This is a genomic window from Streptomyces sp. 378, assembly GCF_030124145.1.
In the GTDB taxonomy this organism is placed as follows: Bacteria; Actinomycetota; Actinomycetes; order Streptomycetales; family Streptomycetaceae; genus Streptomyces.
Genome location: NZ_JASKMS010000018.1, coordinates 93,170 through 119,365 on the forward strand (window position 1 = coordinate 93,170; position 26,196 = coordinate 119,365).

General features: G+C 71.1%; 22 protein-coding genes and 1 tRNA gene. 8 read left to right on the forward strand and 15 right to left on the reverse strand.

The genetic code is table 11. The annotated features are described in order from the left end of the window. Positions 1–55 precede the first annotated feature (55 nt). From QNO09_RS23695 to QNO09_RS23705, 3 genes are all read right to left on the reverse strand, one after another. Entirely contained in the window at positions 56–958 is a 903-nt protein-coding gene (locus QNO09_RS23695; RefSeq protein ID WP_283972257.1) for an LLM class flavin-dependent oxidoreductase, read from the reverse strand. A gap of 107 nt (positions 959–1,065) precedes the next feature. Continuing rightward, positions 1,066–1,614: an RNA 2'-phosphotransferase gene (locus QNO09_RS23700; RefSeq protein WP_283972258.1), complete on the reverse strand. Its 549-nt coding sequence runs from the start codon at positions 1,612–1,614 to the stop codon at positions 1,066–1,068. A 161-nt stretch (positions 1,615–1,775) separates the two neighbouring features. Then, positions 1,776–3,533 carry an SDR family oxidoreductase gene (locus QNO09_RS23705; RefSeq protein ID WP_283972259.1) on the reverse strand — a complete coding sequence of 586 codons (1,758 nt, stop codon included), beginning with the start codon at positions 3,531–3,533 and terminating at the stop codon, positions 1,776–1,778. A 168-nt stretch (positions 3,534–3,701) separates the two neighbouring features. Between QNO09_RS23705 and QNO09_RS23710 the strand changes: the two genes are divergently transcribed. The 6 genes from QNO09_RS23710 (at position 3,702) to QNO09_RS23735 (ending at position 7,915) form a co-directional block, all read left to right on the forward strand. Next, positions 3,702–4,670 (forward strand): ABC transporter ATP-binding protein, encoded by a 969-nt coding sequence (locus tag QNO09_RS23710; protein WP_283972260.1) that lies wholly within the window; start codon positions 3,702–3,704, stop codon positions 4,668–4,670. Next, the gene (locus QNO09_RS23715) at positions 4,660–5,577 is read left to right on the forward strand and encodes an ABC transporter permease (protein WP_283972261.1); all 918 of its coding nucleotides are present in this window, start codon (positions 4,660–4,662) and stop codon (positions 5,575–5,577) included. Before QNO09_RS23710 ends, QNO09_RS23715 begins: the two co-directional genes overlap by 11 nt. Next, positions 5,574–6,485, forward strand: coding sequence for an ABC transporter ATP-binding protein (locus QNO09_RS23720; protein ID WP_283972262.1), 912 nt, complete (start codon positions 5,574–5,576; stop codon positions 6,483–6,485). Before QNO09_RS23715 ends, QNO09_RS23720 begins: the two co-directional genes overlap by 4 nt. A gap of 9 nt (positions 6,486–6,494) precedes the next feature. Continuing rightward, on the forward strand, positions 6,495–7,214 hold the full coding sequence (locus QNO09_RS23725) for an ABC transporter permease (RefSeq protein ID WP_283972263.1): 720 nt from the start codon (positions 6,495–6,497) through the stop codon (positions 7,212–7,214). A gap of 100 nt (positions 7,215–7,314) precedes the next feature. Then, positions 7,315–7,545 carry an SGM_3592 family protein gene (locus QNO09_RS23730; protein WP_283972264.1) on the forward strand — a complete coding sequence of 77 codons (231 nt, stop codon included), beginning with the start codon at positions 7,315–7,317 and terminating at the stop codon, positions 7,543–7,545. Between the two features lie 281 nt (positions 7,546–7,826). Further along, positions 7,827–7,915: transfer RNA gene (locus QNO09_RS23735), tRNA-Ser, on the forward strand. A 39-nt stretch (positions 7,916–7,954) separates the two neighbouring features. On the opposite strand, the gene QNO09_RS23740 is transcribed toward QNO09_RS23735, so the two are convergent. From QNO09_RS23740 to QNO09_RS23780, 9 genes are all read right to left on the reverse strand, one after another. Then, positions 7,955–8,773 carry an HAD family hydrolase gene (locus QNO09_RS23740; protein WP_283972265.1) on the reverse strand — a complete coding sequence of 273 codons (819 nt, stop codon included), beginning with the start codon at positions 8,771–8,773 and terminating at the stop codon, positions 7,955–7,957. Continuing rightward, a complete protein-coding gene (gene serS, locus QNO09_RS23745; protein ID WP_283972266.1) occupies positions 8,770–10,047 on the reverse strand; it encodes a serine--tRNA ligase in 1,278 nt (425 codons plus the stop codon). The genes QNO09_RS23740 and serS overlap by 4 nt, the downstream gene beginning before the upstream one ends. A 518-nt stretch (positions 10,048–10,565) precedes the next feature. Beyond that, positions 10,566–11,498, reverse strand: a complete 933-nt coding sequence (pheA, locus tag QNO09_RS23750; RefSeq protein ID WP_283972267.1) for a prephenate dehydratase — start codon at positions 11,496–11,498, stop codon at positions 10,566–10,568. Positions 11,499–11,561: 63 nt separating this feature from the next. Further along, complete coding sequence (efeB, locus tag QNO09_RS23755) at positions 11,562–12,851, reverse strand: iron uptake transporter deferrochelatase/peroxidase subunit (protein ID WP_283972268.1); 1,290 nt, start codon at positions 12,849–12,851, stop codon at positions 11,562–11,564. Between the two features lie 6 nt (positions 12,852–12,857). Beyond that, positions 12,858–14,837: a copper resistance CopC/CopD family protein gene (locus QNO09_RS23760; protein ID WP_283972269.1), complete on the reverse strand. Its 1,980-nt coding sequence runs from the start codon at positions 14,835–14,837 to the stop codon at positions 12,858–12,860. Positions 14,838–14,850: 13 nt separating this feature from the next. Continuing rightward, on the reverse strand, positions 14,851–15,324 hold the full coding sequence (locus QNO09_RS23765; RefSeq protein ID WP_283972270.1) for a copper chaperone PCu(A)C: 474 nt from the start codon (positions 15,322–15,324) through the stop codon (positions 14,851–14,853). Further along, positions 15,321–15,974 (reverse strand): SCO family protein, encoded by a 654-nt coding sequence (locus tag QNO09_RS23770; RefSeq protein ID WP_283972271.1) that lies wholly within the window; start codon positions 15,972–15,974, stop codon positions 15,321–15,323. Before QNO09_RS23770 ends, QNO09_RS23765 begins: the two co-directional genes overlap by 4 nt. A 91-nt stretch (positions 15,975–16,065) precedes the next feature. Further along, the gene (locus QNO09_RS23775) at positions 16,066–16,806 is read right to left on the reverse strand and encodes a YcnI family copper-binding membrane protein (RefSeq protein WP_283972272.1); all 741 of its coding nucleotides are present in this window, start codon (positions 16,804–16,806) and stop codon (positions 16,066–16,068) included. 182 nt (positions 16,807–16,988) lie between these two features. Continuing rightward, positions 16,989–17,810: a hypothetical protein gene (locus QNO09_RS23780; protein WP_283972273.1), complete on the reverse strand. Its 822-nt coding sequence runs from the start codon at positions 17,808–17,810 to the stop codon at positions 16,989–16,991. A gap of 244 nt (positions 17,811–18,054) precedes the next feature. Here QNO09_RS23780 and QNO09_RS23785 point away from each other — a divergent pair, with 244 nt between their 5' ends. Beyond that, positions 18,055–18,519 carry an ATP-binding protein gene (locus QNO09_RS23785; RefSeq protein WP_283972274.1) on the forward strand — a complete coding sequence of 155 codons (465 nt, stop codon included), beginning with the start codon at positions 18,055–18,057 and terminating at the stop codon, positions 18,517–18,519. A gap of 75 nt (positions 18,520–18,594) precedes the next feature. Here the strand turns inward: QNO09_RS23785 and QNO09_RS23790 are convergent, their stop codons facing one another. The 3 genes from QNO09_RS23790 to QNO09_RS23800 all read right to left on the reverse strand — a co-directional run bounded on the left by QNO09_RS23790 (position 18,595) and on the right by QNO09_RS23800 (position 25,019). Continuing rightward, positions 18,595–21,648: a glycine--tRNA ligase gene (locus QNO09_RS23790; protein ID WP_283972275.1), complete on the reverse strand. Its 3,054-nt coding sequence runs from the start codon at positions 21,646–21,648 to the stop codon at positions 18,595–18,597. Between the two features lie 316 nt (positions 21,649–21,964). Next, a complete protein-coding gene (locus QNO09_RS23795) occupies positions 21,965–23,422 on the reverse strand; it encodes an aminopeptidase P family protein (protein WP_451522826.1) in 1,458 nt (485 codons plus the stop codon). A gap of 82 nt (positions 23,423–23,504) precedes the next feature. Beyond that, positions 23,505–25,019 carry a PP2C family protein-serine/threonine phosphatase gene (locus tag QNO09_RS23800; protein WP_283972277.1) on the reverse strand — a complete coding sequence of 505 codons (1,515 nt, stop codon included), beginning with the start codon at positions 25,017–25,019 and terminating at the stop codon, positions 23,505–23,507. Between the two features lie 504 nt (positions 25,020–25,523). Here QNO09_RS23800 and QNO09_RS23805 point away from each other — a divergent pair. Beyond that, positions 25,524–26,189 (forward strand): bifunctional DNA primase/polymerase, encoded by a 666-nt coding sequence (locus QNO09_RS23805; protein WP_283972278.1) that lies wholly within the window; start codon positions 25,524–25,526, stop codon positions 26,187–26,189. The last annotated feature ends 7 nt before the right edge of the window (positions 26,190–26,196 follow it).

Here is a 26,196-nt window from a genome sequence, read left to right on the forward strand (position 1 = left end):
GAGCTTCTCCGCCGGAGCCCTTCGCCGGAAGCTCTTCGGCACCCCCGTCCACGCTTCAGCGCAACTGTGCGGGCGCCTCCATGGCGATCTGCTCGAAGACCTTCTGGTCGGCCGCGAACTGCGAGTCGGGAATCGGCCAGTGGATCACGATCTCCGTGAAGCCCAGCTCCACATGCCGCCCGGCGAAGTCCACGAATGCGTTCAAGGACTGGAGCGGACCACCGCGGTCCGGCGTGAATCCGGTGAGCAGGACCCGGTCGAGGTCGGTCATGTCCCGGCCGACCTCGGCACAGATGTCGTCGAGCCTCTCCGCCTGCCCGCGAATGGCCTGAATCGACTGTTCAGGCGTGCCGTTCTCGTACAGCTTCGGGTCGCCCGTGGTCACCCACGCCTGGCCGAACCGGGCGGCGAGCCGCATCCCACGCGGCCCGGTCGCGGCCACCGCGAACGGCAGCCTGGGGCGCTGCACACAGCCGGGGATGTTGCGCGCCTCGTGGGCCGAGTAGAAGTCTCCCTCGTAGGACACGGCGTCCTCGCTGAGCAGCCGGTCGAGCAGCGGGACGAACTCGGCGAGACGGTCGGCGCGCTCGCGCGGGGTCCACGGCTCCTGGCCGAGCGCGGTGGCGTCGAAGCCGGAGCCTCCCGCGCCGATGCCCAGCGTGACCCGCCCACGGGAGATGTCGTCGAGAGAGATCAACTCCTTGGCGAGGGTCACCGGGTGCCGGAAGTTCGGCGAGGTCACCAGGGTGCCCAGCCGCAGCCGGTCGGTGACGCTCGCGGCGGCCGTGAGGGTCGGTACGGCGCCGAACCACGGGCCGTCCCGGAAGGTGCGCCAGGACAGGTGGTCGTAGGTGTACCCGGTGTGAAAGCCGAGTTGCTCGGCGCGCGTCCAGGCCGCGCGGCCGCCTTCGTGCCAGCGGCGGTACGGGAGGATCACGGTGCTCAGACGCAGACTCATGGCATCGAGCCTAAGGGAGCCTCGCCGACCGCCCGTGTTTCACGTGAAACAGTCACCGTGCGCGTCCGGGTGGACACGGCGCCCGGAATGATCGGCGGACGCGAAGGTCAGTCCGACCCGGGAAAGCGCAGATAGCGGACCGGCACGGACTGCGTCAGCCACACGCCGTTCGCACTCACCTGGAAGACATGGCCGTCCCGGTGCATGGCGCTCGCGTGCACCGCCAGCACGACCGGCTGCCCCCGGCGGGCGCCGACGCGGGTCGCAGTCTCCCGGCCGGGAGAGAGATGCACGGCATGCCGGGTCATCGGACGGAGCCCTTCGGTTCGGATCACGTCCAGGGCGCGGGCGACGGTGCCGTGGTAGAGGTACGCGGGCGGGGTGGCCGGGGCCAGTCCCAGATCGACTTCCACGCTGTGGCCCTGGCTCGCCCGGATCCGGGTTCCCTCGACGGCGAAACGCCGTTTGTCGTTGGTGGCGACGACATGGTCCAGTTCGTCGCGGGTGAACCGGAAGCCGTGTGCGGCGGCCGCGGCGATCAACGCGTCGATCTCCACCCAGCCGGCCGCGTCGAGGGTCAGCCCGATGTGTCCCGGTTGGTGGCGCAGATGCTTCGACAGGTACTTCGACACCTTCACGGTGCGTCTCTCGTCCATCCCCTCAGGGTGCGGGAGAGACGCGCATCACGCGATCGAGTTTCGCTTCGCAGGTTTGATCCACAGCCAAGTGCGGTTATCCACAGCTGAATCGACAGTTCTGTGGACAACTAGCGGTGGATGCACGGTATTTGAGGCACCCGGCCTCACACCGGAGGGCCTCACACCGGAGGCTTCACCCGCGCGATCCTCCGCAGTGCCCCCGGCGCCCACCGCGAGAGCCACCGCGCACCCCGCGCCTCGGGCGTCACCGGCACCACCGCCTCGTCGCGCGTCACCGCGAGCAGGATGGCGCGGGCGACCTTCTCCGGCGGGTAGTTGCGCAGCCCGTACAGCCGGGCGGTGCGCCTCCGCAGCCGCTGTTCCTCCCGGGCGTCGACCCCGGCGAAGTGCGCCGTCGACGTGATGGCCGTGTTGACGAACCCGGGGCAGACCGCCGTCACACCGATCCGCTGCCCGGCGAGCTCCGCCCGCAGGCACTCGCTGAGCATCAGCACGGCCGCCTTGGAGGTGCTGTAGGCGGGCAGCGCCCGGGAGGGCTGGTACGCCGCGGCCGACGCCACGTTGACGATGTGACCGCCCTGCCCGCGCCCGGCCATCCGGCGGCCGAAGAGCCGGCAGCCGTGGATGACGCCCCACAGGTTGACGTCGAGGACCTTCTTCCAGTCTTCGGGCGTGGTGTCGAAGAAGGAACCGGACAGTCCGATCCCGGCGTTGTTCACGAGGACGTCCACCACCCCGTACTCGGCGGTGACCTTCTCGGCGAGCTTCTCCATGGCCTGCTCGTCGGAGACGTCGACCGTCTCCGCCCAGGCGTCCGCGGCGCCGAGCCGGCGGGAGGACTCGGCGGTGCGGGCCGCGGCCTCCGCGTTCCGGTCGACGGCCACCACGCGCGCCCCGGCCTCGGCGAACGCGAGCGCCGTGGCCCGCCCGATGCCGCTGCCCGCCCCGGTGACGAGCACGAGCTGCCCGCCGAACCGCTCGGCGTGTTCGCCGCCGGCCACCGCCGGGGACCGCCCGCTCTCGACGGATGTCACGAACTCGTCGATCCAGCAGGCCAGCTGGTCCGGGCGGGTGCGCGGGATCCAGTGCCCCGCCTGGATCGTCCGGCGGGTGAGCTGCGGAACCCATTGATCCAGTTCGTCGTGGAGCCGCTCCGAGAGGAACCGGTCCTCCAGAGGCGTGATGATCTGCACGGGTGCGTGGGCACGGGCGTCCGGGCGCGGGCTGCGCATCCGCGGCCGGACGTTGTCCCGGTACAGCCAGGCCCCATGGGCCGCGTCCGACGGCAGGGACGCGGTGGGGTAGTCGCCCCTGGGCACCTTCTCGACGCGCTCCAGGACCCGGGGCCAGCGCCTGCCGAGCGGCCCTCGCCAGGCCAGCTCGGGCAGCACGGGCGTATGCAGCAGGTACACGTACCAGGACCGGGCACCCTGCCCGAGGAGCTGGACGACCCGCCGCGGGGTGGGCCGCTTCACGCGCCGGTCGATCCAGTGGCCGAAGTGGTCCAGCGACGGGCCGGACATCGACGTGAAGGAGGCGATGCGGCCCTCGGTGCGCCGGACGGTGGTGAACTCCCAGGCCTGCACCGAACCCCAGTCGTGCCCGACCAGGTGCACCGGCTCGTCCGGACTCACCGCGTCCGCGACGGCCAGGAAGTCGTCCGTCAGTTTCTCCAGCGTGAACCCGCCCCGCAGTGGCCGCGGCGCCGTCGAGCGGCCGTGGCCGCGGACGTCGTACACCACCACGTGAAAGCGCCCGGCGAGTCGCTCGGCGACCTCGGACCACACCTCTTTGCTGTCGGGGTAGCCATGCACCAGGACGACCGTCGGCCGCCCCGGATCACCCAGCTCGGCCACGCACAGCTCGACTTCGCCCGTCCGCACCCTGCGCTCCCGCGCGCCCGTCAGCAACGTCATCCGGCGAATCTGGCAGTTGTTAGAGAGTTCGTCAATAGAGGCTTCCCGGCCGTGGTAACCCTCAAGAACCAGCACCCCTAGGGGCCCGTAATACTCAGGGCTGATCCGAAGACAGCTCTGCGGAGTGACGACCGCCACCCGCGCGGCCCGTACCTTCGAGGGGTGACTGTGATCGCGACCGAAAGCCTGAGCAAGCGGTTCCCCCGGGTGACCGCGCTTGACCGGCTCTCCGTGGACGTCGGACCCGGTGTGACCGGACTCGTCGGAGCCAACGGAGCCGGCAAGTCCACACTGATCAAGATCCTGCTGGGTCTGTCCCCCGCCACCGAGGGCCGTGCCGAAGTGCTCGGCCTCGACGTCGCCACCCAGGGCGCCGACATCCGTGAGCGCGTCGGCTACATGCCCGAGCACGACTGCCTGCCGCCGGACGTCTCCGCCACCGAGTTCGTCGTCCACATGGCGCGCATGTCCGGCCTGCCGCCCACCGCCGCACGTGAGCGCACGGCCGACACCCTGCGCCACGTCGGCCTGTACGAGGAGCGCTACCGCCCCATCGGCGGCTACTCGACCGGCATGAAGCAGCGCGTCAAGCTCGCGCAGGCCCTCGTCCACGACCCGCAGCTGGTCTTCCTGGACGAGCCGACCAACGGCCTCGACCCGGTCGGCCGCGACGAGATGCTCGGCCTGATCCGCCGTATCCACACCGACTTCGGCATCTCGGTCCTGGTCACCTCCCACCTGCTGGGCGAACTGGAGCGCACCTGCGACCACGTCGTGGTGGTCGACGGCGGCAAGCTCCTTCGCTCCAGCTCCACCACGGACTTCACGCAGACCACCACGACCCTCGCGATCGAGGTCACCGACAGCGACGAGCACCCGGACGGCACCCGTGCGGTGCGCGAGGCGCTGCACGCGCGCGGGGTGAGCGTCGAGGACGGCAGCGGCCTGCCGGGCGCCGGCCACGTCCTGCTGCTCACCGCGCAGGGCGAGGAGACGTACGACCTGGTCCGGGACGTGATCGCCGACCTCGGACTCGGCCTGGTGCGCATGGAGCAGCGCAGGCACCACATCTCCGAGGTCTTCACGACCAGCGACCGGCACGAGCAGCGGAAGGAGGCGGTCGGCCATGGCGGTTGAGCACTCCACGGGGACATCCACCCCGGCACCGGGTGACCAGACCCGCATCCACAACATCGGCTACCGCAGTTACGACGGCCCCCGCCTCGGCCGCGCCTACGCCCGCCGCTCCCTGTACTCGCAGTCCCTGCGCGGCTCGTACGGCCTCGGCCGCTCGGTGAAGTCCAAGGTGCTGCCGATGCTGCTGTTCGTGGTGATGTGCGTGCCCGCGGCCATCATGGTCGCCGTCGCGGTCGCCACCAAGGCCAACGCCCTGCCCCTGGACTACACCCGCTACGCGATCGTCATGCAGGCGGTCATCAGCCTGTACGTCGCCTCACAGGCCCCCCAGTCCGTCTCGCGGGACCTGCGCTTCAAGACCGTTCCGCTGTACTTCTCGCGGCCCATCGAGACCGCCGACTACGTCCGCGCCAAGTTCGCGGCGCTGGCCTCGGCGCTGTTCGTCCTCACGGCCGCTCCTCTGCTCGTGCTCTACGTCGGCGCCCTGCTGGCCAAGCTCGACTTCGCCGACCAGACCAAGGGATTCGCACAGGGACTCGTGTCCGTAACACTGCTTTCACTGCTCTTCGCCGGCATCGGCCTGGTCATCGCGTCCTTCACCCCGCGCCGCGGCTTCGGCATCGCGGCCGTGATCGCCGTGCTGACCATCACCTACGGCGCGGTCTCCACCCTCCAGGCCATCGCCGACGCCCAGGGCAGCGGCGACGCCGTGCCGTGGATCGGGCTGTTCTCGCCGATCACGCTCGTCGACGGTGTGCAGTCGGCGTTCCTCGGCGCGACGTCCGCCTCTCCCAGCGGCGTGGGCCCGAGCAACGCCGAGGGCATCGTCTACGTGGTCGTCGCCCTGGGCGTGATCGCGGCGAGCTACGCCCTCCTGATGCGCCGCTACAAGAAGGTGGGACTGTGACCACGCTCTCCATCGACCACGTCTCCCGCTGGTTCGGCAACGTGGTCGCCGTCAACGACATCACCATGACCATCGGCCCGGGCGTCACCGGCCTGCTCGGCCCGAACGGCGCCGGCAAGTCCACCCTCATCAACATGATGGGCGGATTCCTGGCCCCCTCCACCGGCACCGTCACCCTCGACGGCCAGGCCGTGTGGCGCAACGAGCAGATCTACCGGCAGATCGGCGTCGTGCCCGAGCGGGAGGCGATGTACGACTTCCTCACGGGGAAGGAGTTCGTCCTGGCCAACGCCGAGTTGCACGGCCTGGGCGCCAAGGCGGCCCAGAAGGCGCTCGCGACGGTCGAGATGGAGTACGCCCAGGACCGCAAGATCCAGACGTACTCCAAGGGCATGCGCCAGCGCGTGAAGATGGCCTCCGCCCTGGTCCACGACCCCTCCCTGCTGCTGCTGGACGAGCCGTTCAACGGCATGGACCCACGCCAGCGCATGCAGCTGATGGACCTGCTGCGCCGCATGGGCGACGAGGGCCGCACGGTCCTCTTCTCGTCCCACATCCTCGAAGAGGTCGAGCAACTCGCCTGGCACATCGAGGTGGTCGTCGCCGGCCGGCACGCCGCCAGCGGTGACTTCCGCAAGATCCGCCGCCTGATGACCGACCGGCCGCACCGCTACCTGGTGCGTTCCAGCGACGATCGGGTCCTCGCGGCCGCGCTGATCGCCGACCCGTCGACGGCCGGCATCGAGGTCGACCTCGCCGAGGGCGCGCTGCGCGTCCAAGCCGTCGACTTCGGCCGCTTCACGGCCCTGCTGCCGCGGGTGGCCAGGGACCACGGCATCCGGCTGCTCACGGTCTCGCCGTCCGACGAGTCCCTCGAGTCCGTCTTCTCGTACCTCGTCGCGGCGTAGGAGGCCCTGATGTACGACCCCACAGTCGCCCGGCTCACGTACCGGGCCCTGCTCGGCAGGCGCCGGGCCCTCATCCTCGGCGCCCTGCCCATGCTGCTGATCGTGATCGCCGTGGCGGTGCGCGCGCTGGCAGGGGCGGACGACCAGACGGCGTCCGACCTGCTGGGCGGACTCGCCCTCGCGACGATGGTCCCGATCATCGGCGTCATCGCCGGAACGGGCGCGATCGGACCGGAGATCGACGACGGCTCGGTGGTGTACCTGCTGTCCAAGCCGATCAAGCGCCCGACGATCATCTTCACCAAGCTGATCGTGGCCATCGCGGTGACCATGGTGTTCTCCGCGGTGCCGACGCTCATCGCCGGCTTCATCCTGAACGGCAACGGCCAGCAGGTCGCCGTCGCCTACACGGTGGCCGCGCTGGTCGCCTCCATCGCGTACGCGGCCCTGTTCCTGCTGCTCGGCACGGTCTCCCGGCACGCGGTGGTGTTCGGGCTCGTCTACGCGCTGGTCTGGGAGGCCTTGTTCGGCTCCCTGGTGCCGGGCGCCCGCACTCTGAGCGTCCAGCAGTGGTCGCTGGCCGTGGCCCAGAAGGTGTCCGGCGGGGACCTGGTCTCCTCCGACGTGGGTCTGACCACGGCGACGGTGCTGCTGTTGGCGGTCACGGTGCTGGCCACCTGGTTCGCCGGACAGAAGCTGCGCTCCCTGACGCTCGCCGGCGAGGAGTGACGTGACCCGGTCTTGACGGGGGCTTCACCTTCGCCCGGGCACACTGGGCGAACGGGATGCAGGGGAACCGCAACGGGAGTTGGACGGCTGGAGGACGGGTATGGCGGGCGAGAGGGCACAGTACGACGATGCCGGGGACGACCTCGACGGTGTCGTACTCGACGAGGACTTCATACGCTCCGCCGGGACCTCCGAGCCGTCCGCCCGTGCCCGGATGCTCGCCGCGAAGTGGCGGCGCGAGGAACCGGAGCCGCAGCCCTGGCGCTCCGACGAGCCGCCCGCGGGCTGGTTCTTCAGCAAGGCCCGGCGGCGCAGGTGGCGCAGGAAGTAGCCGGACCTCCGCCGGTCGGACCACCGGTTTAATCAGTGGCGTCCCCTTCGCCCGGCGGGCACAGTGGTTGTCGTCACGGCCGGGCGAGGAGCCCGGCGCCACGTTCTGGGAGAGGAGCGGGACGATGTCCATGCACGGCAGTACGTCCAGCTCCCTTCAGGGCAGCCCGCGGCGGGATCCGGAGTAGTCACCACCCCTCCGTAGAACTCGCCCCACACGGGGAGCTGCCCGGGGCGGCCGCTTCGAGCACGCGAATCGCACATCGCGTGGGCCGCCCACCCGGAGGATTGGCCGAGTGGTAAGGCACCGGTTTGCTACACCGTGGTCGGGTCCGGAAGGGCCCGCGCACGTTCGATCCGTGCATCCTCCGCCCAGCACCACCGAGCCGCAGGGCACCAGCGCCCGGGGCTCAGCCCAGCAACCGCTCCAGCACCACCGCGATGCCGTCCTCGTCGTGGGAGGACGTCACCTCGTCGGCCACCGCCTTCAACTCCTCGTGGGCGTCCGCCATGGCGACGCCGTAGGAGGCCCAGGCGAGCATCGGGATGTCGTTGGGCATGTCGCCGAAGGCGATCGTGTCCGCCGCCTTCAACCCGAGCCGGCGGGCCGCCAGGGACAGCCCCGTCGCCTTGGACAACCCCAGGGGGAGCAACTCGACGATGCCCGCGCCCGCCATCGTGACGGTGACGAAACCGCCGGCGGTACGTGTCGCCGCCTCGCAGAGCTCGTCGTCGGTCAGCGTCGGGTGCTGGATGTACAGCTTGTTCAAAGGCGCGGTCCACAGGTCCGACGCGTCCGTGAACGGCGTGGCGGGCAGGGTGCCCTGGACCGCGTAGCCCGGGCCCACCAGCACCTCGCCGTCCAGGCCGTCGCGGCTCGCCGCCAGGTGGAGCGGGCCGACCTCCGCCTCGATCTTGGCCAGCGCCACCCCGGCCAGCTGCCGGTCCAGCGTCACCGATGTCAGCAGGCGGTGCGCACCGGCGTCGTAGACCTGAGCGCCCTGACCGCAGACGGCCAGGCCCTGGTAGCCGAGGTCGTCGAGGATGTGCCGGGTCCACGGGACCGCGCGGCCGGTGACGACGATGTGCGCGGCGCCCGCCGCGGTGGCCGCGGCGAGCGCGTCACGGGTGCGCTGCGACACCGTGTCGTCGGAGCGCAGCAGCGTCCCGTCGAGATCGGTGGCGACGAGCCGGTACGGGAAGCCGCCCGGCGAAGCCGTGTCGCTCACTTGGCCACCGGCTCCAGGACCTCCCGGCCGCCCAGGTACGGACGCAGCACCTCGGGCACGCGCACCGAACCGTCGGCCTGCTGGTGGTTCTCCAGGATCGCCACGATCGTGCGCGGGACGGCGCACAGCGTGCCGTTGAGGGTGGCCAGCGGGCGGACCTGCTTGCCGTCACGGACGCGGATCGACAGGCGGCGGGACTGGAACTCGGTGCAGTCCGAGGTCGAGGTCAGCTCGCGGTACTTGCCCTGGGTCGGGATCCACGCCTCGCAGTCGAACTTGCGGGAGGCCGAGGAACCCAGGTCGGCGCTCGCCACGTCGATCACGCGGTACGGCAGCTCCAGCGAGGTCAGCCACTGCTTCTCCCACTCCAGCAGGCGCTGGTGCTCGGCCTGCGAGTCCTCCGGAGCGACGTAGGAGAACATCTCGACCTTGTCGAACTGGTGCACGCGGAAGATGCCCCGGGTGTCCTTGCCGTGCGAGCCGGCCTCGCGACGGAAGCAGGGAGAGAAGCCCGCGTAGCGCAGGGGGAGGCGTTCGGCGTCGAGGATCTCGTCCATGTGGTACGCCGCGAGCGCCACCTCGGACGTGCCGACCAGGTAGAGGTCGTCGTCGGCGAGGTGGTAGACGTCCTGCGCGGCCTGGCCGAGGAAGCCCGTGCCCGCCATGGACTGGGGGCGCACCAGCGCCGGGGTCAGCATCGGGGTGAAGCCGGCCGCGGTGGCCTGCGCCATCGCCGCGTTCACCAGGGCGAGCTCCAGCAGGGCGCCGACGCCCGTCAGGAAGTAGAAACGCGAGCCGGAGACCTTGGCCCCCCGCTCGACGTCGATCGCTCCGAGGATCTGGCCGAGCGCCAGGTGGTCCTTGGGCTCGAAACCCTCGGCGGTGAAGTCGCGGATCGTGCCGTGCGTCTCGAGCGTGACGAAGTCCTCCTCGCCACCCACGGGCACGTCCGGGTGGACGAGGTTGCCGAGCCTCTGGAGCAGTTCCTGGGTCTCGGTCGCGGCGGCGTCGCGGTCCGCGTCGGCCGCCTTGACGTCGGCGGCGAGCTGGCCCGCCTTCTTCAGCAGCTCGGCCTTCTCGTCGCCGGCCGCCTTGGGGATGAGCTTGCCGAGCGCCTTCTGCTCGGCGCGCAGCTCGTCGAAGCGGACGCCGGACGACCTGCGCCGCTGGTCGGCAGACAGGAGGGCGTCGACGAGCGCGACGTCCTCTCCACGGGCGCGCTGCGACGCGCGCACACGGTCGGGGTCCTCACGAAGCAGGCGAAGGTCAATCACGGGCCCAAGGCTACCGGTGCGGGGTGACCGCCCACGACTGACTATGGTCGCGGTGACATACATACCGTTATGGGCGAATTACGTGCAGCGTCAATGCCACGGTCCTCCATCCCCGGCACGAGGCATCCCCGGGGCGCCGCATTGACGGGAATCCCTTGCGGGAAGCGGGACTTGGGCCACGGTTGTCCACAGGGATCTCTGCATCCCGAAGAGTTATCCACAGGCTGTGTGGAAGATCTGTGGACTTCGGAATTGATCACTCCGGAAGACCCGTCACACCCTCGGAATTGCCGAGGGAAACCCGCTCTATCCTCACTTTCGAGTGGAAAGAGGTCACCCTGACGAGTTACGCAAAGGAAAACGATGGACGAAGGGTGACCTGCGTGCGGATGGACCCACCAGGGGCCTGTAGGGCGATTTGTCGACCGGGTCATGCTTCGTTGTCGACTTGTCCCCAGGTCGAGAAGTGGCCTGTGGATAACTTCTGTGGATAACGACAATCGGCAGGTACGACCGGCCTAGAAGCGGCCGTCCTGGCACCGCGCGACCCAGTCCGCCGCCGCGACGAACTCGTCGTCGGAGGTGCCCAGCCGCGGTGGCCGCCCATCCCCCGGACGCATGTCCGCGCGCGGGTACGAGCCGAGGTAGCGCACCTGGAGGCAGATCCGCTTCAGGCCCATCAGGGCGTCGGCCACCCGGCGGTCGGAGATGTGGCCCTCGGCGTCGATGCAGAAGCAGTAGTTGCCGATGCCCGCGCCCGTCGGCCGGGACTGGAGCAGCATCAGGTTGATGCCCCGCGTGGCGAACTCGCCCAGCAGGTCGCGCAGACCGCCGGGGTGGTCGTCGCGCTGCCACAGCACGATCGAGGTCTTGTCCGCGCCGGTCGGGGCGGCGGGCCGGGCGGGCCGGCCGACCAGCACGAACCGCGTCTGGGCGTTCTCCGCGTCGTGGATCCCGGTCTCCAGCGCCTCCAGGCCGTAGCGGGCGGCGGCGAACTCACCGGCGAAGGCGGCGTCGTACTGACCCTCCTGGACCAGCCGGGCGGCATCCGCGTTCGAGGCGGCCGACTCCCAGTGCGCGTCCGGGAGATGCTTCTTCAGCCAGTTGCGCACCTGCGGCTGTGCGGCCGGGTGGGCGGAGACGGTCTTGATGTCCGACAGCCTCGTGCCCGGGCGGACCAGCAGCGCGAAGGTGATCGACAGCAGGACCTCGCGGTAGATCATCAGCGGGGCGCCGGCGACCAGCTCGTCGAGGGTGGTGGTGATGCCGCCCTCGACGGAGTTCTCGATCGGCACGAACGCGGCCTCGGCCTCGCCGGCGCGTACCGCGTCGAGCGCGGACTGGACGGACACGTACGGGATGAGCTCCCGGGTGGCGGCCTCGGGAAGCGTGCGCAGGGCGACTTCGGTGAAGGTGCCCTCAGGGCCGAGATACGCATAGCTCGCTGGCATGACCTCACCCTAATGGGCCCGCGGAAGCGCTATCCCTCACAAGCGCGCCCCTGGAGTGATCTCTCACCCCTCCAGCAGCTTCTGCCCCACGTACTCACCCTCCGCGGCCCCGCCCGGCACGGCGAACAGCCCGCTCGACTCGTGCCGGATGAACTGCGACAGCGCGTCGCCGCGGTCGAGCTTGCGCTGCACCGGCACGAACCCGCGCAGCGGATCGGCCTGCCAGCAGATGAAGAGCAGACCCGCGTCCGGCACCCCGTCGCCGTCGATGCCGTCGTGGAAGGAGAACGGGCGGCGGAGCATCGCCGCCCCACCGTTCTGGTCGGGACGTGTGATGCGGGCGTGGGCGTTGATCGGGACGACCAGATTGCCCTCGGCGTCCGTCTTCTCCAGGTCCATCGCGGTTGTCTCGGTGCCCCCGGACAGCGCCGCCCCGTCGGACTTGCGGCGCCCGATCACGTCCTCCTGCGCCGTGACGGAGAGCTGCTCCCAGTCGTCGAGGAGCATCCGGATCCGGCGTACGACAGCGTAGGAGCCGTTCGCCATCCAGGCCGGTTCACCCTTCTCGGGGACGAAGACACGCTGGTCGAAGTCCGCTTCGCTCGGCTTCGGATTGCGGGTGCCGTCGATCTGGCCCATGAGGTTGCGGGCCGTCATGGGGTGGGAGGTGGCGCCGGGTGAGCGGTTGAAGCCGTTCATCTGCCAGCGCACCCTGGCCGCCCGGCCCGCGTCCTTCTGGATGGCGCGCAGGGCGTGGAAGGCGACCAGGGCGTCATGGGCGCCGATCTGCACCCACAGGTCGCCGTCGCTGCGGTTCTTGTCGAGTTGGTCGGAGGAGAACTCGGGCAGCGGGTCGAGGGCGGTCGGGCGCTGCTTCTCCAGGCCCGTCCGGGCGAAGAAGCTGTGGCCGAAGCCGAAGGTGATCGTCAACGACGAAGGGCCGGCGTCACGGGCCACGTCGGTGTCGTCGTGAGGGCTCGGCTCACCCGCCATCAGCCGCCGGGCCGTCTCCGACCAGCGGCGCAGCAGAGCGGTGGCTTCCTTGCGGCCGGCGCCTGCCGCCAGGTCGAAGGCCACGACGTGGCCGCGGGCCTGGAGACCGTCGGTGATGCCGGGCTGATGTTTCCCGTGAAACATCGCCCGGCCCGTGCCGAGTGAGGTCAGCGGAGCGGCGGCTTCGGAGGGGGCGGCGGCATAGCCCACGGCGGCGCCCGCCGTGCCGAGGACGAGGCCGGTGGCACCGGCGGTGCCGAGCAGCCGCCGCCGTGAGATGGCCTCGTGGGCAGAGGGCGCTTCGCGTTCCCCGGTGGTGGCCTCAGGGGTGCGGGCCTTCGGAAGGGACTGTTCAGGCATGGTCGTTCAGCCGATCTGAGCGTTCTTGGAGACGGTCACCTCGTCGATGTCGGAGGTCCGCACGGTCACGTCGACCTTCCAGTCGCCGGCCATGGGGATCTGCACTCCGTTCGCCGACCAGTGTCCGGTAGCGATGTGGTCGGGGACGACGGGCAGAGGCCCGATGTCCTTGGCTTCGAGGGTGAACGCGACCTTCACCTCGGGGATGTCGAAGGCCCGGCCGTTGGGCCGTTCCACATAGACGTGCATCTCGTTGCCGCCCACGCGCGCGGGGTCGATGTCGACGGTGACGATGCCCTTGCCGTCCTCGCCGCCGGTGTCGAACGGCATGTTCAGGGTCAACGCCCCGGACGCACCCGTGTCGGCGGTGGAGGAAGCGGAGGACGAGGTGGCTGCCTGGGCCTCCTGCTCGGTGCGGCCCGGCTCGGTCTGCGTCAGGACGGTGGTGACGGCGAGCAACACCACCGCGATGCCGGCCTCGGCCAGCACGGAGCGCCGCAGCCCGAAGCGGTTCGGGTCGGCGTCCCGCATCCGCTTCTGCCGCGCGGCATCCCGGGCGGCCTGCTGCCGGGCGAGCTGAGCGGCGCGTTCGTTGTCGGCGGGCTCGGAGCCGGGCCGCTCACCGGTGCCGGTTTCGGGACCGCTGTCGCCCTCGCTCGCGTCAGAGGCGTCGACCTCGTCGCCGGCCGCGGCGCCGTCCGCCCCCGCTCCGACCCGCTCCTTCTCCCGTACCGCCGCTGCCTCCACCGGTGCCGTATCCGCCAGCCGTCCCGTCCACCGGCGCGAGATCCACGCGACGCCGACCAGGACGACCACGAGGGCGATCTTGGCCAGCAGGAGCCGGCCGTAGCGGGTGTCGGTGAAGGCCGACCAGGAGCCGAGCTGGCGCCAGGACTGATAGGTGCCGGTCGCGATCAGGGCGAGGACGCTGCCGAAGGCGAGCCGGGAGAAGCGGTGCACGGCCGCGGTGTCGACGGGTGTGTCGGCGGGCGCGCGGTACAGGGCGACCAGGAGCGCGCCCAGTCCGCCGAGCCAGGCGGCGACGGCCAGCAGATGGAGCACGTCGACCGGCATGGCGATGCCCGCCTGGAGACCGACCGAGGCGTGTTCGGACATCGCCCAGCTCGCCGCCAGACCGGCCGCCACCACGATGCCGCCGATCGAGAGCCCGAAGGTCAGATCCCGCTTCTCCTGGGCGTCCTCCCGCTTGTCGTACGCCCCGAACAGCACGGCGATGAAGAGTGCCGCCGCCGCGAGCAGCAGCAGCCGGGACACCAGGGCTGCCCCGCTCTTGGTCTGCAGCACCTGCCCGAGCAGGGACAGGTCGAAGATGTCGGAGACCTTCCCGGAGCCCGTGAAGGAGCCGCGCAGAAGCAGCAGGGCGAGGGTCGCCGCGGTGAGCGCGACCCATCCGGAGACGACGAACCGCTGTACCGGCCGCACCCCGGAACCGCGCCGCCAGCAGGCGAGCACGAAGGCGGCGCCGCCGGCCATCACGATGAACCCGGCGTACGACACGTACCGCCCGAAGCCGTACAGCCAGCCCACGACCCCGTCGTCCGCCGACTGCCCGGAGACCGACACGGACGTCTTGGAGGGGGCGCCGATGGAGAAGGTGTAGGCACCGGCGACAGGATGGCTGTCCGCCGAGACGACCTGGTAGGCCACCGTGTACGTGCCGTCGGGCAGCCCCGAGTGCAGCGGCACGGCGTACGTGGTGCCGCTGACGTTGGCCGGCTTGCCTCTGTCGACCCGCTTGCCCTCGGGGTCCAGCACGCGCAGCGAGTCGTCGGACAGCGCGACCTGCTCGGAGAACGTGAGCGAGATCCGGGCCGGTGCCTTGTCGACCACCGCCCCCTGTCCGGGGTCGCTGCCGGTCACCGCGGCGTGCGCGGAGGCCGGGCCGGCTCCGGCGAGGAGTGCGCAGGCCGCGGCCAGGAGCAGCAGTACCAGTGTCCGGACGCGGGGGGCGATGGTCTGCGTCACAGGGGTCCCTCCCTCAGTGTCCGGTCGTGGGCGTGTAGGTCGCCGGCTTCACCGGCATCTCGACCTTCACGGGGGTGGAGTGGGCGAAGTGCAGCTCGACGGAGACCGTCTGGCCTTCCTTCGGCTTGTCCTTCAGCTGCTCGAACATCAGGTGGTCACCGCCGCTCCTCAGCTCCAGCCGGCCGCCCGCGGGGATCTTGAGGCTCTTGACCTCCCGCATCGCCCCGTCGACGGTCTCGTGCACGGTGACCTGCCCGGCGATGCCGCTGGTGACCGAGGTCAGCTCGTCGTCGGCGCCGCCCTTGTTGGTGACGGTCAGGAAGCCGGCCGCCATGTCGTCGGACACCGGCTGCGGCATGTACGCGGAGCCGACGGAGAGTTCCGCCTTGCCGGAGCCGCTGTCACCGCCCGAGTCCGAGCCGCCGCAGCCCGCCAGGGCCAGTGCCCCGGCTATGACGAGGGCCACCGGGCCGATGCGCCGCCTCACGGGTTCTCCCCCTTGATGATCTTGGGGAGGTCCTTGGTGTAGTCGTCGACGGTGGCGTCCTCGCCGTAGAGCACATAGCCGGCGTCGGTCTTCGGGGAGAACGCGATGACCTGGGTGCCGTGCTCGGAGACGAGCTTGCCGTTCTTGTCCTTCTTGGTCGGCTCGATGGAAATGCCAAGGGTGCGGGCGCCGGCCTGGATGGTCGCGAAGTCGCCGGTGAGGCCGACGAAGGTGGAGTCGATGCCCTTGAGCCACTTGCCGAGCTCGGCCGAGGTGTCGCGCTCGGGGTCGGTGGTCACGAACACCACGCGCAGCTCGTCCTGCTCGGCCTTGGGCAGCTGCTTCTTGGCGACGGCGATGTTGTTCATGGTCAGCGGGCAGACGTCAGGGCAGTGGGTGTAGCCGAAGTAGACCAGCGTGGGCTTGCCCGCGGTCTCCTCGCGGAGGTCGTACTTCTTGCCCTGTGTGTCGGTGAGGACCAGGTCCGGCTTCTCGAACGGCTTGTCGAGGACGGTGGCGGCCTTGTCGGTCCCGGCCGCCTCCGACACCACGGAGACGGGCTTGTCGCTGTCGCCGCCGCTGCCGCAGGCGGTCAGGGTCAGGGAGGCGGCGGCGAGCAGAGCCGCCGCGGCGAAGGTCTTGGTGCGCATAGAAGAATTTCCCAGATGTCGGTTACCCGGCGCGCACCGGGGTGCCCCGCACGAGGCGGGGGTCCGGTGCGCGCCGGCAACGGATGCGGCCTCAGGCGTCGGCGCGCCGACGGCCGGCGAGCACGCCGTAGGCGACACCCGCCGCGCCGACCACGATGCCGACGATGCCCAGGACGCGGGCGGTGGTGTCGGTGCCGTCGGAGGAGGCGGAGCCGGAGGCGGCCGTCTCGGCGGAGGCCTTCTCGGCCGACTTGGCGTCGGAGTCGTCACCGGCCGCGTCGTGGTGCCCGTCCTCGGAGGCGGCGGACAGCTCCAGCACCGGGGCCGGGTTGTCGGGCTCCTCCTGACCCTTCTGAGGCACCTCGATCCAGCGGACGACCTCCTTGTTGGAGTACGTCTGCAGGGCCTTGAAGACCAGCTGGTCGGTGTCCTCGGGCAGGGTGCCGATGGAGACCGGGAACTTCTGGAAGAAGCCGGCCTTGATGCCCTCACCGTCGGCGGTCCAGGTGACCTTGGTGACGGCCTCGGAAATCTTCTTGCCGTGCATCTCCAGCGGCTTGTCCAGCGTGGACTTGGTGACCTTGATGTCCCAGCCGGGCACCGGCTCCGGCATCACCGAGGCCAGCGGGTGGTCGGTGGGGAAGTTGACCTCGAGCTTGGTGGTCGAGGCGTTGTCACGCTCGTTGGGGACCTTGAAGTCCACGACCGCGTAGCCGCCCTTGGCGGCCGTGCCCTCGGGCTGCACCGTGACGTGCGCGAAGGCGGGGGCGGACAGGGCGAGAACGGTGACACCGGCGGCGGCACCGGCCGCGGCGATACGGGAAGCCTTCATGGAAGGAGCACTCCGCTGTGATTCGGTCTGGATGTGGAAGGAGGAATGCGCGCACACGCGCGTGCCGCACGACGGCGGCCCCTCCTCCGCGGGATCCAGGGATTCAAAGATCCGGCGATCCGGGGCTCCAGGAGAGGAGGCCCGGGGCGTCCGGGAGCGGAAGGGGTGGTGGTCGCGTCGCGTCAGGCGGCGAGGGCGAGTGCCGCTGGGGAAGCCGGGCCGGTCGGCGGGCCCCGCCGGATCACCGTGTGCTGAAGGGCCAGGGTGCGAGGCATCGGGGGCACGGGCCGCGCGGCGCACACCGGGCGCGGGTGGGCCTCCGGAGCTCCCGGGAGCCCGGCGCACAGGGCGCGCACCAGTGCGAGGGCGGCCCGCAGGGAGCGCACGAGCGCCCCCTCGGCGACACCCTGCGCCGACAGTTCGGTGAGCCGCTGCAGCGCCAGATCGCCGTGGCGCAGCAGCCAGCCGGCGGCGAGCGCCGCGAGGAGGTGACCGAGCAGCATCGGCAGGGACGGCCACAGCGAGGCCGAGGAGCCGGACACGGCGTCCGAGGCCAGATGCGTGTGCGTCCCCGGGGACGGCTGGACCCGGGCTTCGGTGAGGATCCTCTGGGCCTGCGCCGGGCTGATGGCCGCAGCCGTCGTGCCGCAAACGAACCGCGCGGCCTGCTGGACCAGCGTGGCATCGCTCCCGCCCGCCGGTACCGAGGACGTGACGGCGGCCGTACCGTGCTGGCCGAGGCCGAACAGTGTGTGCAGCACCGTCTGGCCGACCGCGAGCAGCGCCGTGATCACCGCCAGCGAGCGCATGCGCCCGGCCAGCGGAGCCGCCACCGCGACCACCCCGAGGAACCCGGCGCCCAGCGTCCACAGGGGAATGCCGTCGCAGGAGGCGAGCGCGTGACCTGCCCCGGCAAGCACGACGCAGACCGCGGCGAACACCGCGGCCCGCAGGATCCGGAGCGTGTGTCCGGAGCGCGTCGCGCGCGCATGGGGGGCAGTCATGGCGGGCTCATCATCGCACTGGCCCCGCACGCCCCGTGCGGCAGGTCCACAAGATGCCGTACGACCGGAACATCATGCTCTGGCCCCACGCGCCCCCGGATGCGCCGATGTCCGCCCCCGCATACACCGATCAGGACCAGCGCGCATCCGCCGTATGGGCGGCATCACGTCAACTTCGCGCTTACACACGGGCACGCAGGGCAATACGTAACGGTATGTCGAGCCGCGGCCAGGAGGCTGGAGCATGAGCATCTGGTGGTCACTCCATCTGCGGCGCGAAGCTGCGAGCGTGCCGCTCGCCCGCCGCCTGCTGATCGGCACGATGGAGACCGCGGGCGTCGACCCGGACATCTCCTACGACCTCTCCGTCGCCCTCAGCGAGGCCTGCGCGAACGCCGTGGAGCACGGTGGGGACACCGGCCGGGGACCCGGCTCGGAGGCCTACCGGGTCACCGCGTACCTGGACGGCGAGAAGTGCCGGATCGAGGTCGCCGACGCGGGCCCGGGATTCCCCGCGGCGTCCGCCGGGCGGTCCCGCCCGCCGATCCGTCCCGCGCACACGGACGCGGAGAACGGCAGGGGGCTGGGCCTCATCGAGGAACTCGCCGACCACGTCCACATCGGCAACAAGCCGGGCCGGGGCGGAGCCGTGGTGAGCTTCGACAAGGTCCTGAAGTGGCGCAGCGACGCACCACTGATGGCGGTCTGACTCTGGGGCCGTGCGGGGCCGTGCGGTGTTTCACGTGAAACAACGCCCGTGAACCGCTGTCCGTGAAACACCGCCCTACAGCGCGCCCCAGTCCACCGTCGTACGGGCCAGCCCCGCCACGTCCGTCAGCAGCGCCAGCCGCGCCGCCCGGAGCGCCGGGTCGGGGTCCATCACCAGCACCTCGTCGAAGAAGGTGCCGATGGCGTCGACCAGGGGTGCGGAGACCTCGATCAGCGCGCCGAGATCGTCCTCCCGCCCCTGCAAGGCCTCTCGCACGGCCTGCGCGCTCTCGGCCAGGCGCAGCTCGGCGGGCGCGGTCAGCAGAGACAGGTCGGCCCCCTCGGCACCGCCCTCGGGCAGGATGCGCACCACCCGCTGGAACGCGGCGGCGAGCGCCTCGAACGCCTCGCTGCCGACATGCCGCTCCAGGGTGGCCAGCGTGCGATCGCCATGGGCGGGACGGTCGGCCCACACCAGTACGGCCTGCACGAGCCGGTGCTCGTGCCCGGCGTCGGTGAGCTGCTGCTCGTAGCGCCGGGTGATGAGTTCGGCGGCCTCGGCGACCCGCTCGGCGGGCACCTCGACGCCCTGCGCGGCATATCGCACGGCCGCCGCGCGCAGACCCTCGCTCACCCGCACCCCGGCCACGGCGGGCAGGCTTCGCAGCACGTTGAGCAGCCCGATGGCGGCCCGCCGCACCCCGTACGGGTCGGAGCTGCCGGTCGGTGCCGCCCCGATCAGGAACATGCCCGTCACCAGGTCGAACCGGTCGGCGAGGGACAGCACGGCACCCGCGTCCCCGGTCGGCAGGGCACCACCGGCGGAACGCGGCAGCTCCATCTCGGCCAGTGCACGGGCGACCTCGGGGGACTCGCCGGCCCGGCGGGCGTACTCCTCCGCCATGACCCCGGCCAGTCCGGAGAACTCGATGACCATCTGCGAGGCCAGATCGAACTTGGCCAGGGCGCCGGCCCGCCGCACGACCTCCACCGTGTCCTGCGGTAGCCCGGCCCGCCCGGCCAGATCCAGGGCGAGGGAGGCGAGCCGGACGGCGCGGTCGGCGACCGTACCGAGCCGGTCCTCGAAGGTCAGCTTGTCCAGCCGCCTCCGGAATTCCTCCGGCGCCACCTTCAGGTCCGCGCGCCAGAAGAACGCGGCATCCTCGTAACGGGCCCGCAGCACCGCCTCGTTGCCCGCCCGCACCACGTCGTCGTCGCACAGGGCGTTGGCGAAGGTCACGAAGTGCGGCATGAGCCGCTCCCCGTCCAGCACCGGCAGATAGCGCTGGTGCTTGCGCATCACGGTGGTCAGGACGCTCGCGGGCAGTTCGAGGTAGCGCTCGTCGAAGGATCCCCGCACGGCGTACGGGAACTCCAGGATGTCGGTGATCTCGTCGATCAGCCCGGCCTGGCCCTCCACATCGACGCGCCCGCCCACCTCGGCCGCCGCCTCCAGGGCGCCACGCACGACCGCCCCGCGCCGGGCCTCCCGGTCGAGCAGGATGCCGTGCATGTGCAGGAAGTGCGGGTAACCCTCGGCGGAGGTCACCCGGACCTCCGGGTAGGGGGCGTTCCGCTGCACCCGTGTCGTGTCGCTCGCGGAGAGCGAGGAGACCACCACGGGCAGGGGGGTACGGCCCAGCAGCGCGAGCAGCCAGCGCACGGGACGCGAGAACGACAGCCCCGGGTCGCTCCAGCGCATGTTGCGCCCGGCCCGCAGTCCGGAGACGACCTCGGCCAGCAGCTCGCTGAGCACCTCGACGGCCGGGCGGCCCTCCTCGTGGCGGGTGACCGCCACGTACTCGACCCCGTTGGCCTCGACGACCCGTACGTCGGTCGGTTCGGCGCCCTGGCTGCGGGCGAAGCCCAGGAGCGCGGGAGTGGGAGCGCCGTCCTTGTAGGCGGCGGCGACCTTGGGTCCGCGCACGGTCCGCATGGTGTCCCGCTCGCGCGGCTGCACACCGTCGACCGTGATCACGATCCGGCGCGGTGTGGCCAGCACGGTGATGGCGCCGTGCCCCAGCCGGGTCGCGGCGAGTTTGGCTGTGACCGACTCGCGCACCGCCTCGGTGGTGGCGGGGACTTCGGCGTACGGCAGTTCCTCCACGCCGATCTCGAACAGCAGCGTCTCGACGCCGGGCACCTTGGGCAGCATGCCCCGCTCGGCCGGAGCCGGTGCCGGAGCCAGTCCGAGCGGATGCTCCAGGGCGGCCCGCCGCCGCTCCCACAGCTTCGCCGTCTCATGCGTCAGCCCGCGCATCAGCGAGAACGCCTTCGCCCGCTCGGTCGTGCTGATCGCACCGCGTGCGTCGAGCACGTTGAAGGTGTGGCTGCACTTCAGTACGTAGGTGTACGCCGGGACCGGCAGCTCCAGGTCCAGCAGGCGCCGGGCCTCGGCCGCGTACGACTCGAACAACCGGTGGTTGGTGTCGATGTCGGCGTCGTCGAGGTAGTAGCGGCTCATCTCGTACTCGTTCTGCCCGAACACCTCGCCGTAGGTGATGCCCGGGGCGTAGGCGATGTCCTTGAAATGGGACACGCCCTGGAGATTCATCAGGATGCGTTCGAGACCGTAGGTGATCTCCACCGACACCGGGTCCAGTGCGACGCCGCCGACCTGCTGGAAGTAGGTGAACTGGGTGATCTCCATGCCGTCCAGCCAGACCTCCCAGCCCAGCCCCCAGGCGCCGAGCGCCGGCGAGGCCCAGTTGTCCTCGACGAACCGCACGTCGTGCGCGTTCAGGTCGACACCCAGGGCGCGCAGGCTGCCCAGATACAGCTCCTGCGGGTTGCCCGGGTCGGGCTTGAGGATCACCTGGAACTGGGTGTGGGTCTGGAGCCGGTTGGGGTTCTCGCCGTAACGCGAGTCGTCCGGCCGCACGCTCGGCTCCACGTAGGCGACGCTCCACGGCTCTGGACCGAGCACCCGCAGCGCCGTGGCCGGGTTGGCCGTACCGGCTCCGACCTCGGTGTTCAGCGGCTGCGTGATCATGCAGCCGTTGTCGCTCCAGTACTTCTGCAGCGTCAGGATGGCGTCCTGCATGGTCAGCGCCGTCTGAACGTTCTTCATGGTGATCGCGCCCGTTCCCTGGATCGGCCCGGCAAGGTCGGCCATGATCTCATACGTCAACTACCGCTGACCTGCTGTTTCTTGACCGACCGGTCGGACGTTCCCGGCTCCTTCACAGCGGGTCCACAGCCGGTTCCCACGCCCCTGACGGCCTGGGCCACCGGCCGCGACCACAGCGCCCTGTGCTGGTCGGACCGGACACCGTTGCCGGCCTCACGGCGATGGCCGCCACAGCGCGCCACACGAGCGAGCCCCAAAGCCCGCCCTGTTCCCGGACGCCCTCAGCCCTGTGCGGGCGCGGGGAACCGCGCGACCGGCCCCACGCACCCGCAGACGACACTCAGCCCTCGGAGGACACTCGGCCCTCGGGCGACACTCAGCCCTTGAGGGCGGCCATCCATGCCTCGACCTCGTCGGACCGCCGAGGCAGCGCCGCACTCAGATTCCGGTTGCCGTCCTCCGTCACGAGGATGTCGTCCTCGATCCGCACCCCGATGCCCCGGTACTCCTGCGGCACCGTCAGGTCATCGGCCTGGAAGTACAGCCCGGGCTCCACCGTGAGGCACATCCCCGGTTCGAGAACACCGTCGACGTACGCCTCGACCCGGGCCGCCGCACAGTCGTGCACGTCCATGCCGAGCATGTGCCCGGTGCCGTGCAGCGTCCAGCGCCGCTGAAGCCCGAGCTCCAGCACCCGCTCCACGGGCCCCTCGACGAGCCCCCACTCGACGAGCTTCTCGGTCAGCACCCGCTGGGCGGCGTCGTGGAAGTCGCGGTACTTCGCTCCGGGCTTGACCGCCGCGATCCCGGCCTCCTGCGCCTCGTACACGGCGTCGTAGATCTTGCGCTGGATCTCGTCGAACCGACCGTTGATCGGCAGGGTGCGCGTCACGTCGGCCGTGTAGTAGGTGTGCGTCTCGACACCCGCGTCGAGCAGCAGCAGCTCGCCCGAGCGCACGGCCCCGTCGTTGCGCACCCAGTGCAGCGTGCAGGCGTGCGGGCCGGCCGCGGCGATCGTGCCGTAGCCGACGTCGTTGCCCTCGACGCGCGCGCGGAGGAAGAACGTGCCCTCGATGTACCGCTCGGAGGTCGCCTCGGCCTTGTCGAGGACCTTCACGACGTCCTCGAAGCCGCGCACGGTCGAGTCGACCGCCTTCTGCAGCTCGCCGATCTCGAACGCGTCCTTGACCAGTCGCGCCTCGGAGAGGAAGACCCGCAGCTCCTCGTCGCGCTCGGCGGTGACCTTGTCGGTCAGGGCCGCCTCGATGCCGGCGTCGTAGCCGCGCACGACCCGCACCGGGCCGGTGGCCTCGCGCAGGGCGCCGGCCAGCTCGCGCACGTCGGAGGCGGGGATGCCGTACAGCTGCCCGGCCTCGGTGAGGGAGTGCCGGCGGCCGACCCACAGCTCGCCCTGGCCGTCCAGCCAGAACTCGCCGTTCTCCCGGTCCGAACGCGGCAGGAGGTAGATCGTCGCCTCGTGGCCCTCGTCCCTGGGCTCCAGGACCAGGACGCCGTCCTCGGTCTGGTTGCCGGTGAGGTAGGCGTACTCGACGGAGGCGCGGAAGGCGTACTCGGTGTCGTTCGAGCGGGTCTTCAGGTTGCCCGCGGGGATCACCAGGCGCTCGCCCGGGAAGCGCGCGGACAGCGCGGCCCGGCGGGCGGCGGTCTCGGCGGCCTGGGGGATGGGGTCGAGGTCGCGCAGCTCGGTGTCGGCCCAGCCGCTCTTCATGTTCTCGGCCAGCTCATCGGACACGCCCGGGTACAGTCCGTTCTTCCGCTGCTTGATCGGCTCTTCGCTCTCGTCCGGGATCGCCGGTGTGAGCTCCTCGGCCACGGTCATCCTCCTCGATACGCCACTGGACCACCGTCCACTGTACGGCGGCGCGGGAGGGGCCCCAGGGCGATGACGAGGAGCGTTACTCGAACCGGACCGCGAGGAGCACGACGTCCTCCGCACCGTCCGCCGCGTCCAGCTCCTCCGGCAGCACACAGCGCAGGACGTGGTCGGCGATCGCGCCGGGATCGCCGCGCAGAGCCCGGGGCACTCCGGCGGCCGCCGCGTGCAGCCGGGAGAAGGCGCGGTCCGTGGTCTCGCCGGTGCGGTGCAGCAGCCCGTCGGTGTAGAGCAGAACCGTCTCTCCGGGCTCGGCGAGGATCTCCACGCTCGGCGCCTCCCAGCAGGCGAGCATGCCCAGCGGGGCGGAGACGGACGTCTCGACGAACTCCGTACGGCGCTGCCCGATCAGCAGGGGCGGACTGTGCCCGGCGCCGGCCAGCGTGATCTTGCGCGCGGCCGGTTCGCAGTAGCCGAACAGGGCGGTGGCCGAGCGGGCCGGTTCGGTCAGCCGCAGCAGCAGCTCCAGGTCGGACAGGACGGCGACCGGGTCCTCTCCTTCCATCACGGCGTACGCGCGCAGCGACGCCCGCAGCCGTCCCATCGCGGCGACCGCGCTCGGGCCCGACCCGGTGACGGATCCCACGGCGAGGCCGAGGGCGGCGTCGGGCAGCGGCAGCGCGTCGTACCAGTCGCCGCCGCCCCGCGGGCCGGTGCGGTGCCGGGCGGCGAGCTGGACCCCGGCGACCCGGGGCAGTCGCGCGGGCAGCAGCTCGTCCGACATCGTGGCCATGGACGTGCGTGTGCGTTCCAGTTCGAGGAGCCGGGCCAGGTGCTCGGCGGCGTAGCGCGCGTAGAGGCCGGCGAGGTGGCGCTGCCGTTCGCCCGGCTCGGCGGGTTCGTCGTAGAACCAGACGGCGGCGCCGAGACGGCCGGCGGTGTCGGTGGCCAGGGGGAGGGCGTAGCTGGCCGCGTAGCCCAGGCGGGCCGCGACCTCGCGGTGGCGGGGGTCGAGCCCTTCCGTGGCGAACAGGTCGGGCTCGGCGATGCCGCCCTCGCCGCCCGGCAGCCCTTCGAGGATCCGGCCGTAGGACAGGGCGCTGCGCGGGACGGTCTCGATGTGGCCGAGGTCGGCGCGGGCGAGGCCCAGGCCGGTGGTGGTGTCCGGGCCGAGTCCGTCACCGGGTTCCAGGACGACGAGGCCGCGCCGGGCGCCCACCAGGGCGGCACCGGCCCCCAGCAGTTCCGGGAGCGCCGCGTCGAGCGTGGCCGTCCGGGCCAGGCGTTCGGTGAGTTCGTGCAGGGTGGTGAGGTCGGATACCCAGCCGGCGAGACGGTCCTGAAGCACCGCGCCGGCGGGAGCCGGGGGCTGTGCGGGGGCGGCCGGAGGTGCACCCGCCGCGACGGGCGCGACAGTGTGTGCGGGCGCGGGAACCGTTGAATCGATTCCAGCCACTTTCGGAGGGTGCGGAGCGTTCATGGTGTCCGGCCTTGCAACCGGGACGTACTGCTCAAAAGCATCGCAAACCCCCATGTCATTCTGCGTCGCTAGCAGTGTCTCCACATGTACACGCACTCGTGAGGAGATGTCCAGCATTGTCCTGCCGGGATTACTGGTGTCCGTGAGGTCCGACGAACAACTCTCCTTCCTCTTGCGGAAAAGCGAAGTTGGCTGAAAACTGCCTCAGGGGACGGCTTATTGCGGTCGACTGGGCTTGCTCGACGGAGCGTCACAACGGTCGTGATGGGTACGTACTCGGTAAAGGCCAGGGGTGGTTGGGAGCCACCCGGAACCTGGTGACGGAACCGGGCGTCCTATCCACCGACGACCGTGCCCCATCCTCCCGTGGCGGAGGCGGAGAGAACTACGCGCGACGGCAAACGCCATACTTCGCCACCCCTACGCCAGGCCCCTGCTTTCGGTAGACGCAGTATGGGCGGGACGGCCGCGGAGGCAGTCCGAAGCTCGACCCACAGGGGGTTCCCCTTGCCTCGAGCAGGGGTGTGATGCGCCAACAGGTACGCACAGTGAAGTGACCGACACATGATGTGATGTGGACCACCGTGTTGCCAGGCGTGCAACGGAAAGGAACGAGCGCTCATGCGCGAGATCCTCGGAAGGCGACGCAGGCTCCTGTCCCAGCGCAGCGACGGGAGGCCTGAGCTGATCGGCGCGGCCCTGACCTACGCGACTCAATGGCAGTGGCCCGTACTCCCGGGTGTGGCGGCGGACCCCGAGGGGCACTCCCGCTGCAGCTGCCCCGACCCCGAGTGCACAGTGCCCGGCGCGCACCCCTTCGACCCCGGCCTCCTCGCGGCCACCACCGACGGGCGCATGGTGCGCTGGTGGTGGGGCAACCGGCCGACGGCGCCGATCGTCATGGCCACCGGCGGCCGCGCCCCCTGCGCGGTCTCCCTGCCGGCCCTGCCGGCCGCCCGCGCGCTCAAGGCGCTCGACCGGACGGGCATGCGGCTCGGCCCGGTCGTCGCCTCCCCCACCCGCTGGGCGATCCTCGTCAAGCCGTACTCCATGGAGCAGCTCGGCGAGCTGCTCTACGCCAAGGACTTCGTGCCCGGCTCGCTCCGCTTCCACGGTGAGGGCGGTTATCTGGCCCTGCCCCCGTCCGGGACGGGCCACGGCGAGATCCGCTGGGAGCGCGCGCCGCTGCCCGGCTCGGCCTCGCCGTGGGTGCCCGATGTGGAGGCCGTGGTGGACGCCGTGGTGGAAGCCCTCACTCGTACGGGTGTGAGCGCGCCCGAGTTGTAGGGCGGTC

Excerpts from the sequence above, each read along its gene's own strand:
- QNO09_RS23695 (WP_283972257.1), bottom strand. The coding sequence starts at position 958 with ATGAGTCTGCGTCTGAGCACCGTGATCCTCCCGTACCGCCGCTGGCAC.
- QNO09_RS23700 (WP_283972258.1), bottom strand. The coding sequence starts at position 1,614 with ATGGACGAGAGACGCACCGTGAAGGTGTCGAAGTACCTGTCGAAGCAT.
- QNO09_RS23705 (WP_283972259.1), bottom strand. The coding sequence starts at position 3,533 with ATGACGTTGCTGACGGGCGCGCGGGAGCGCAGGGTGCGGACGGGCGAA.
- QNO09_RS23715 (WP_283972261.1), top strand. The coding sequence starts at position 4,660 with ATGGCGGTTGAGCACTCCACGGGGACATCCACCCCGGCACCGGGTGAC.
- QNO09_RS23725 (WP_283972263.1), top strand. The coding sequence starts at position 6,495 with ATGTACGACCCCACAGTCGCCCGGCTCACGTACCGGGCCCTGCTCGGC.
- QNO09_RS23730 (WP_283972264.1), top strand. The coding sequence starts at position 7,315 with ATGGCGGGCGAGAGGGCACAGTACGACGATGCCGGGGACGACCTCGAC.
- pheA (WP_283972267.1), bottom strand. The coding sequence starts at position 11,498 with ATGCCAGCGAGCTATGCGTATCTCGGCCCTGAGGGCACCTTCACCGAA.
- efeB (WP_283972268.1), bottom strand. The coding sequence starts at position 12,851 with ATGCCTGAACAGTCCCTTCCGAAGGCCCGCACCCCTGAGGCCACCACC.
- QNO09_RS23770 (WP_283972271.1), bottom strand. The coding sequence starts at position 15,974 with ATGCGCACCAAGACCTTCGCCGCGGCGGCTCTGCTCGCCGCCGCCTCC.
- QNO09_RS23775 (WP_283972272.1), bottom strand. The coding sequence starts at position 16,806 with ATGAAGGCTTCCCGTATCGCCGCGGCCGGTGCCGCCGCCGGTGTCACC.
- QNO09_RS23780 (WP_283972273.1), bottom strand. The coding sequence starts at position 17,810 with ATGACTGCCCCCCATGCGCGCGCGACGCGCTCCGGACACACGCTCCGG.
- QNO09_RS23785 (WP_283972274.1), top strand. The coding sequence starts at position 18,055 with ATGAGCATCTGGTGGTCACTCCATCTGCGGCGCGAAGCTGCGAGCGTG.
- QNO09_RS23800 (WP_283972277.1), bottom strand. The coding sequence starts at position 25,019 with ATGCTGGACATCTCCTCACGAGTGCGTGTACATGTGGAGACACTGCTA.
- QNO09_RS23805 (WP_283972278.1), top strand. The coding sequence starts at position 25,524 with ATGCGCGAGATCCTCGGAAGGCGACGCAGGCTCCTGTCCCAGCGCAGC.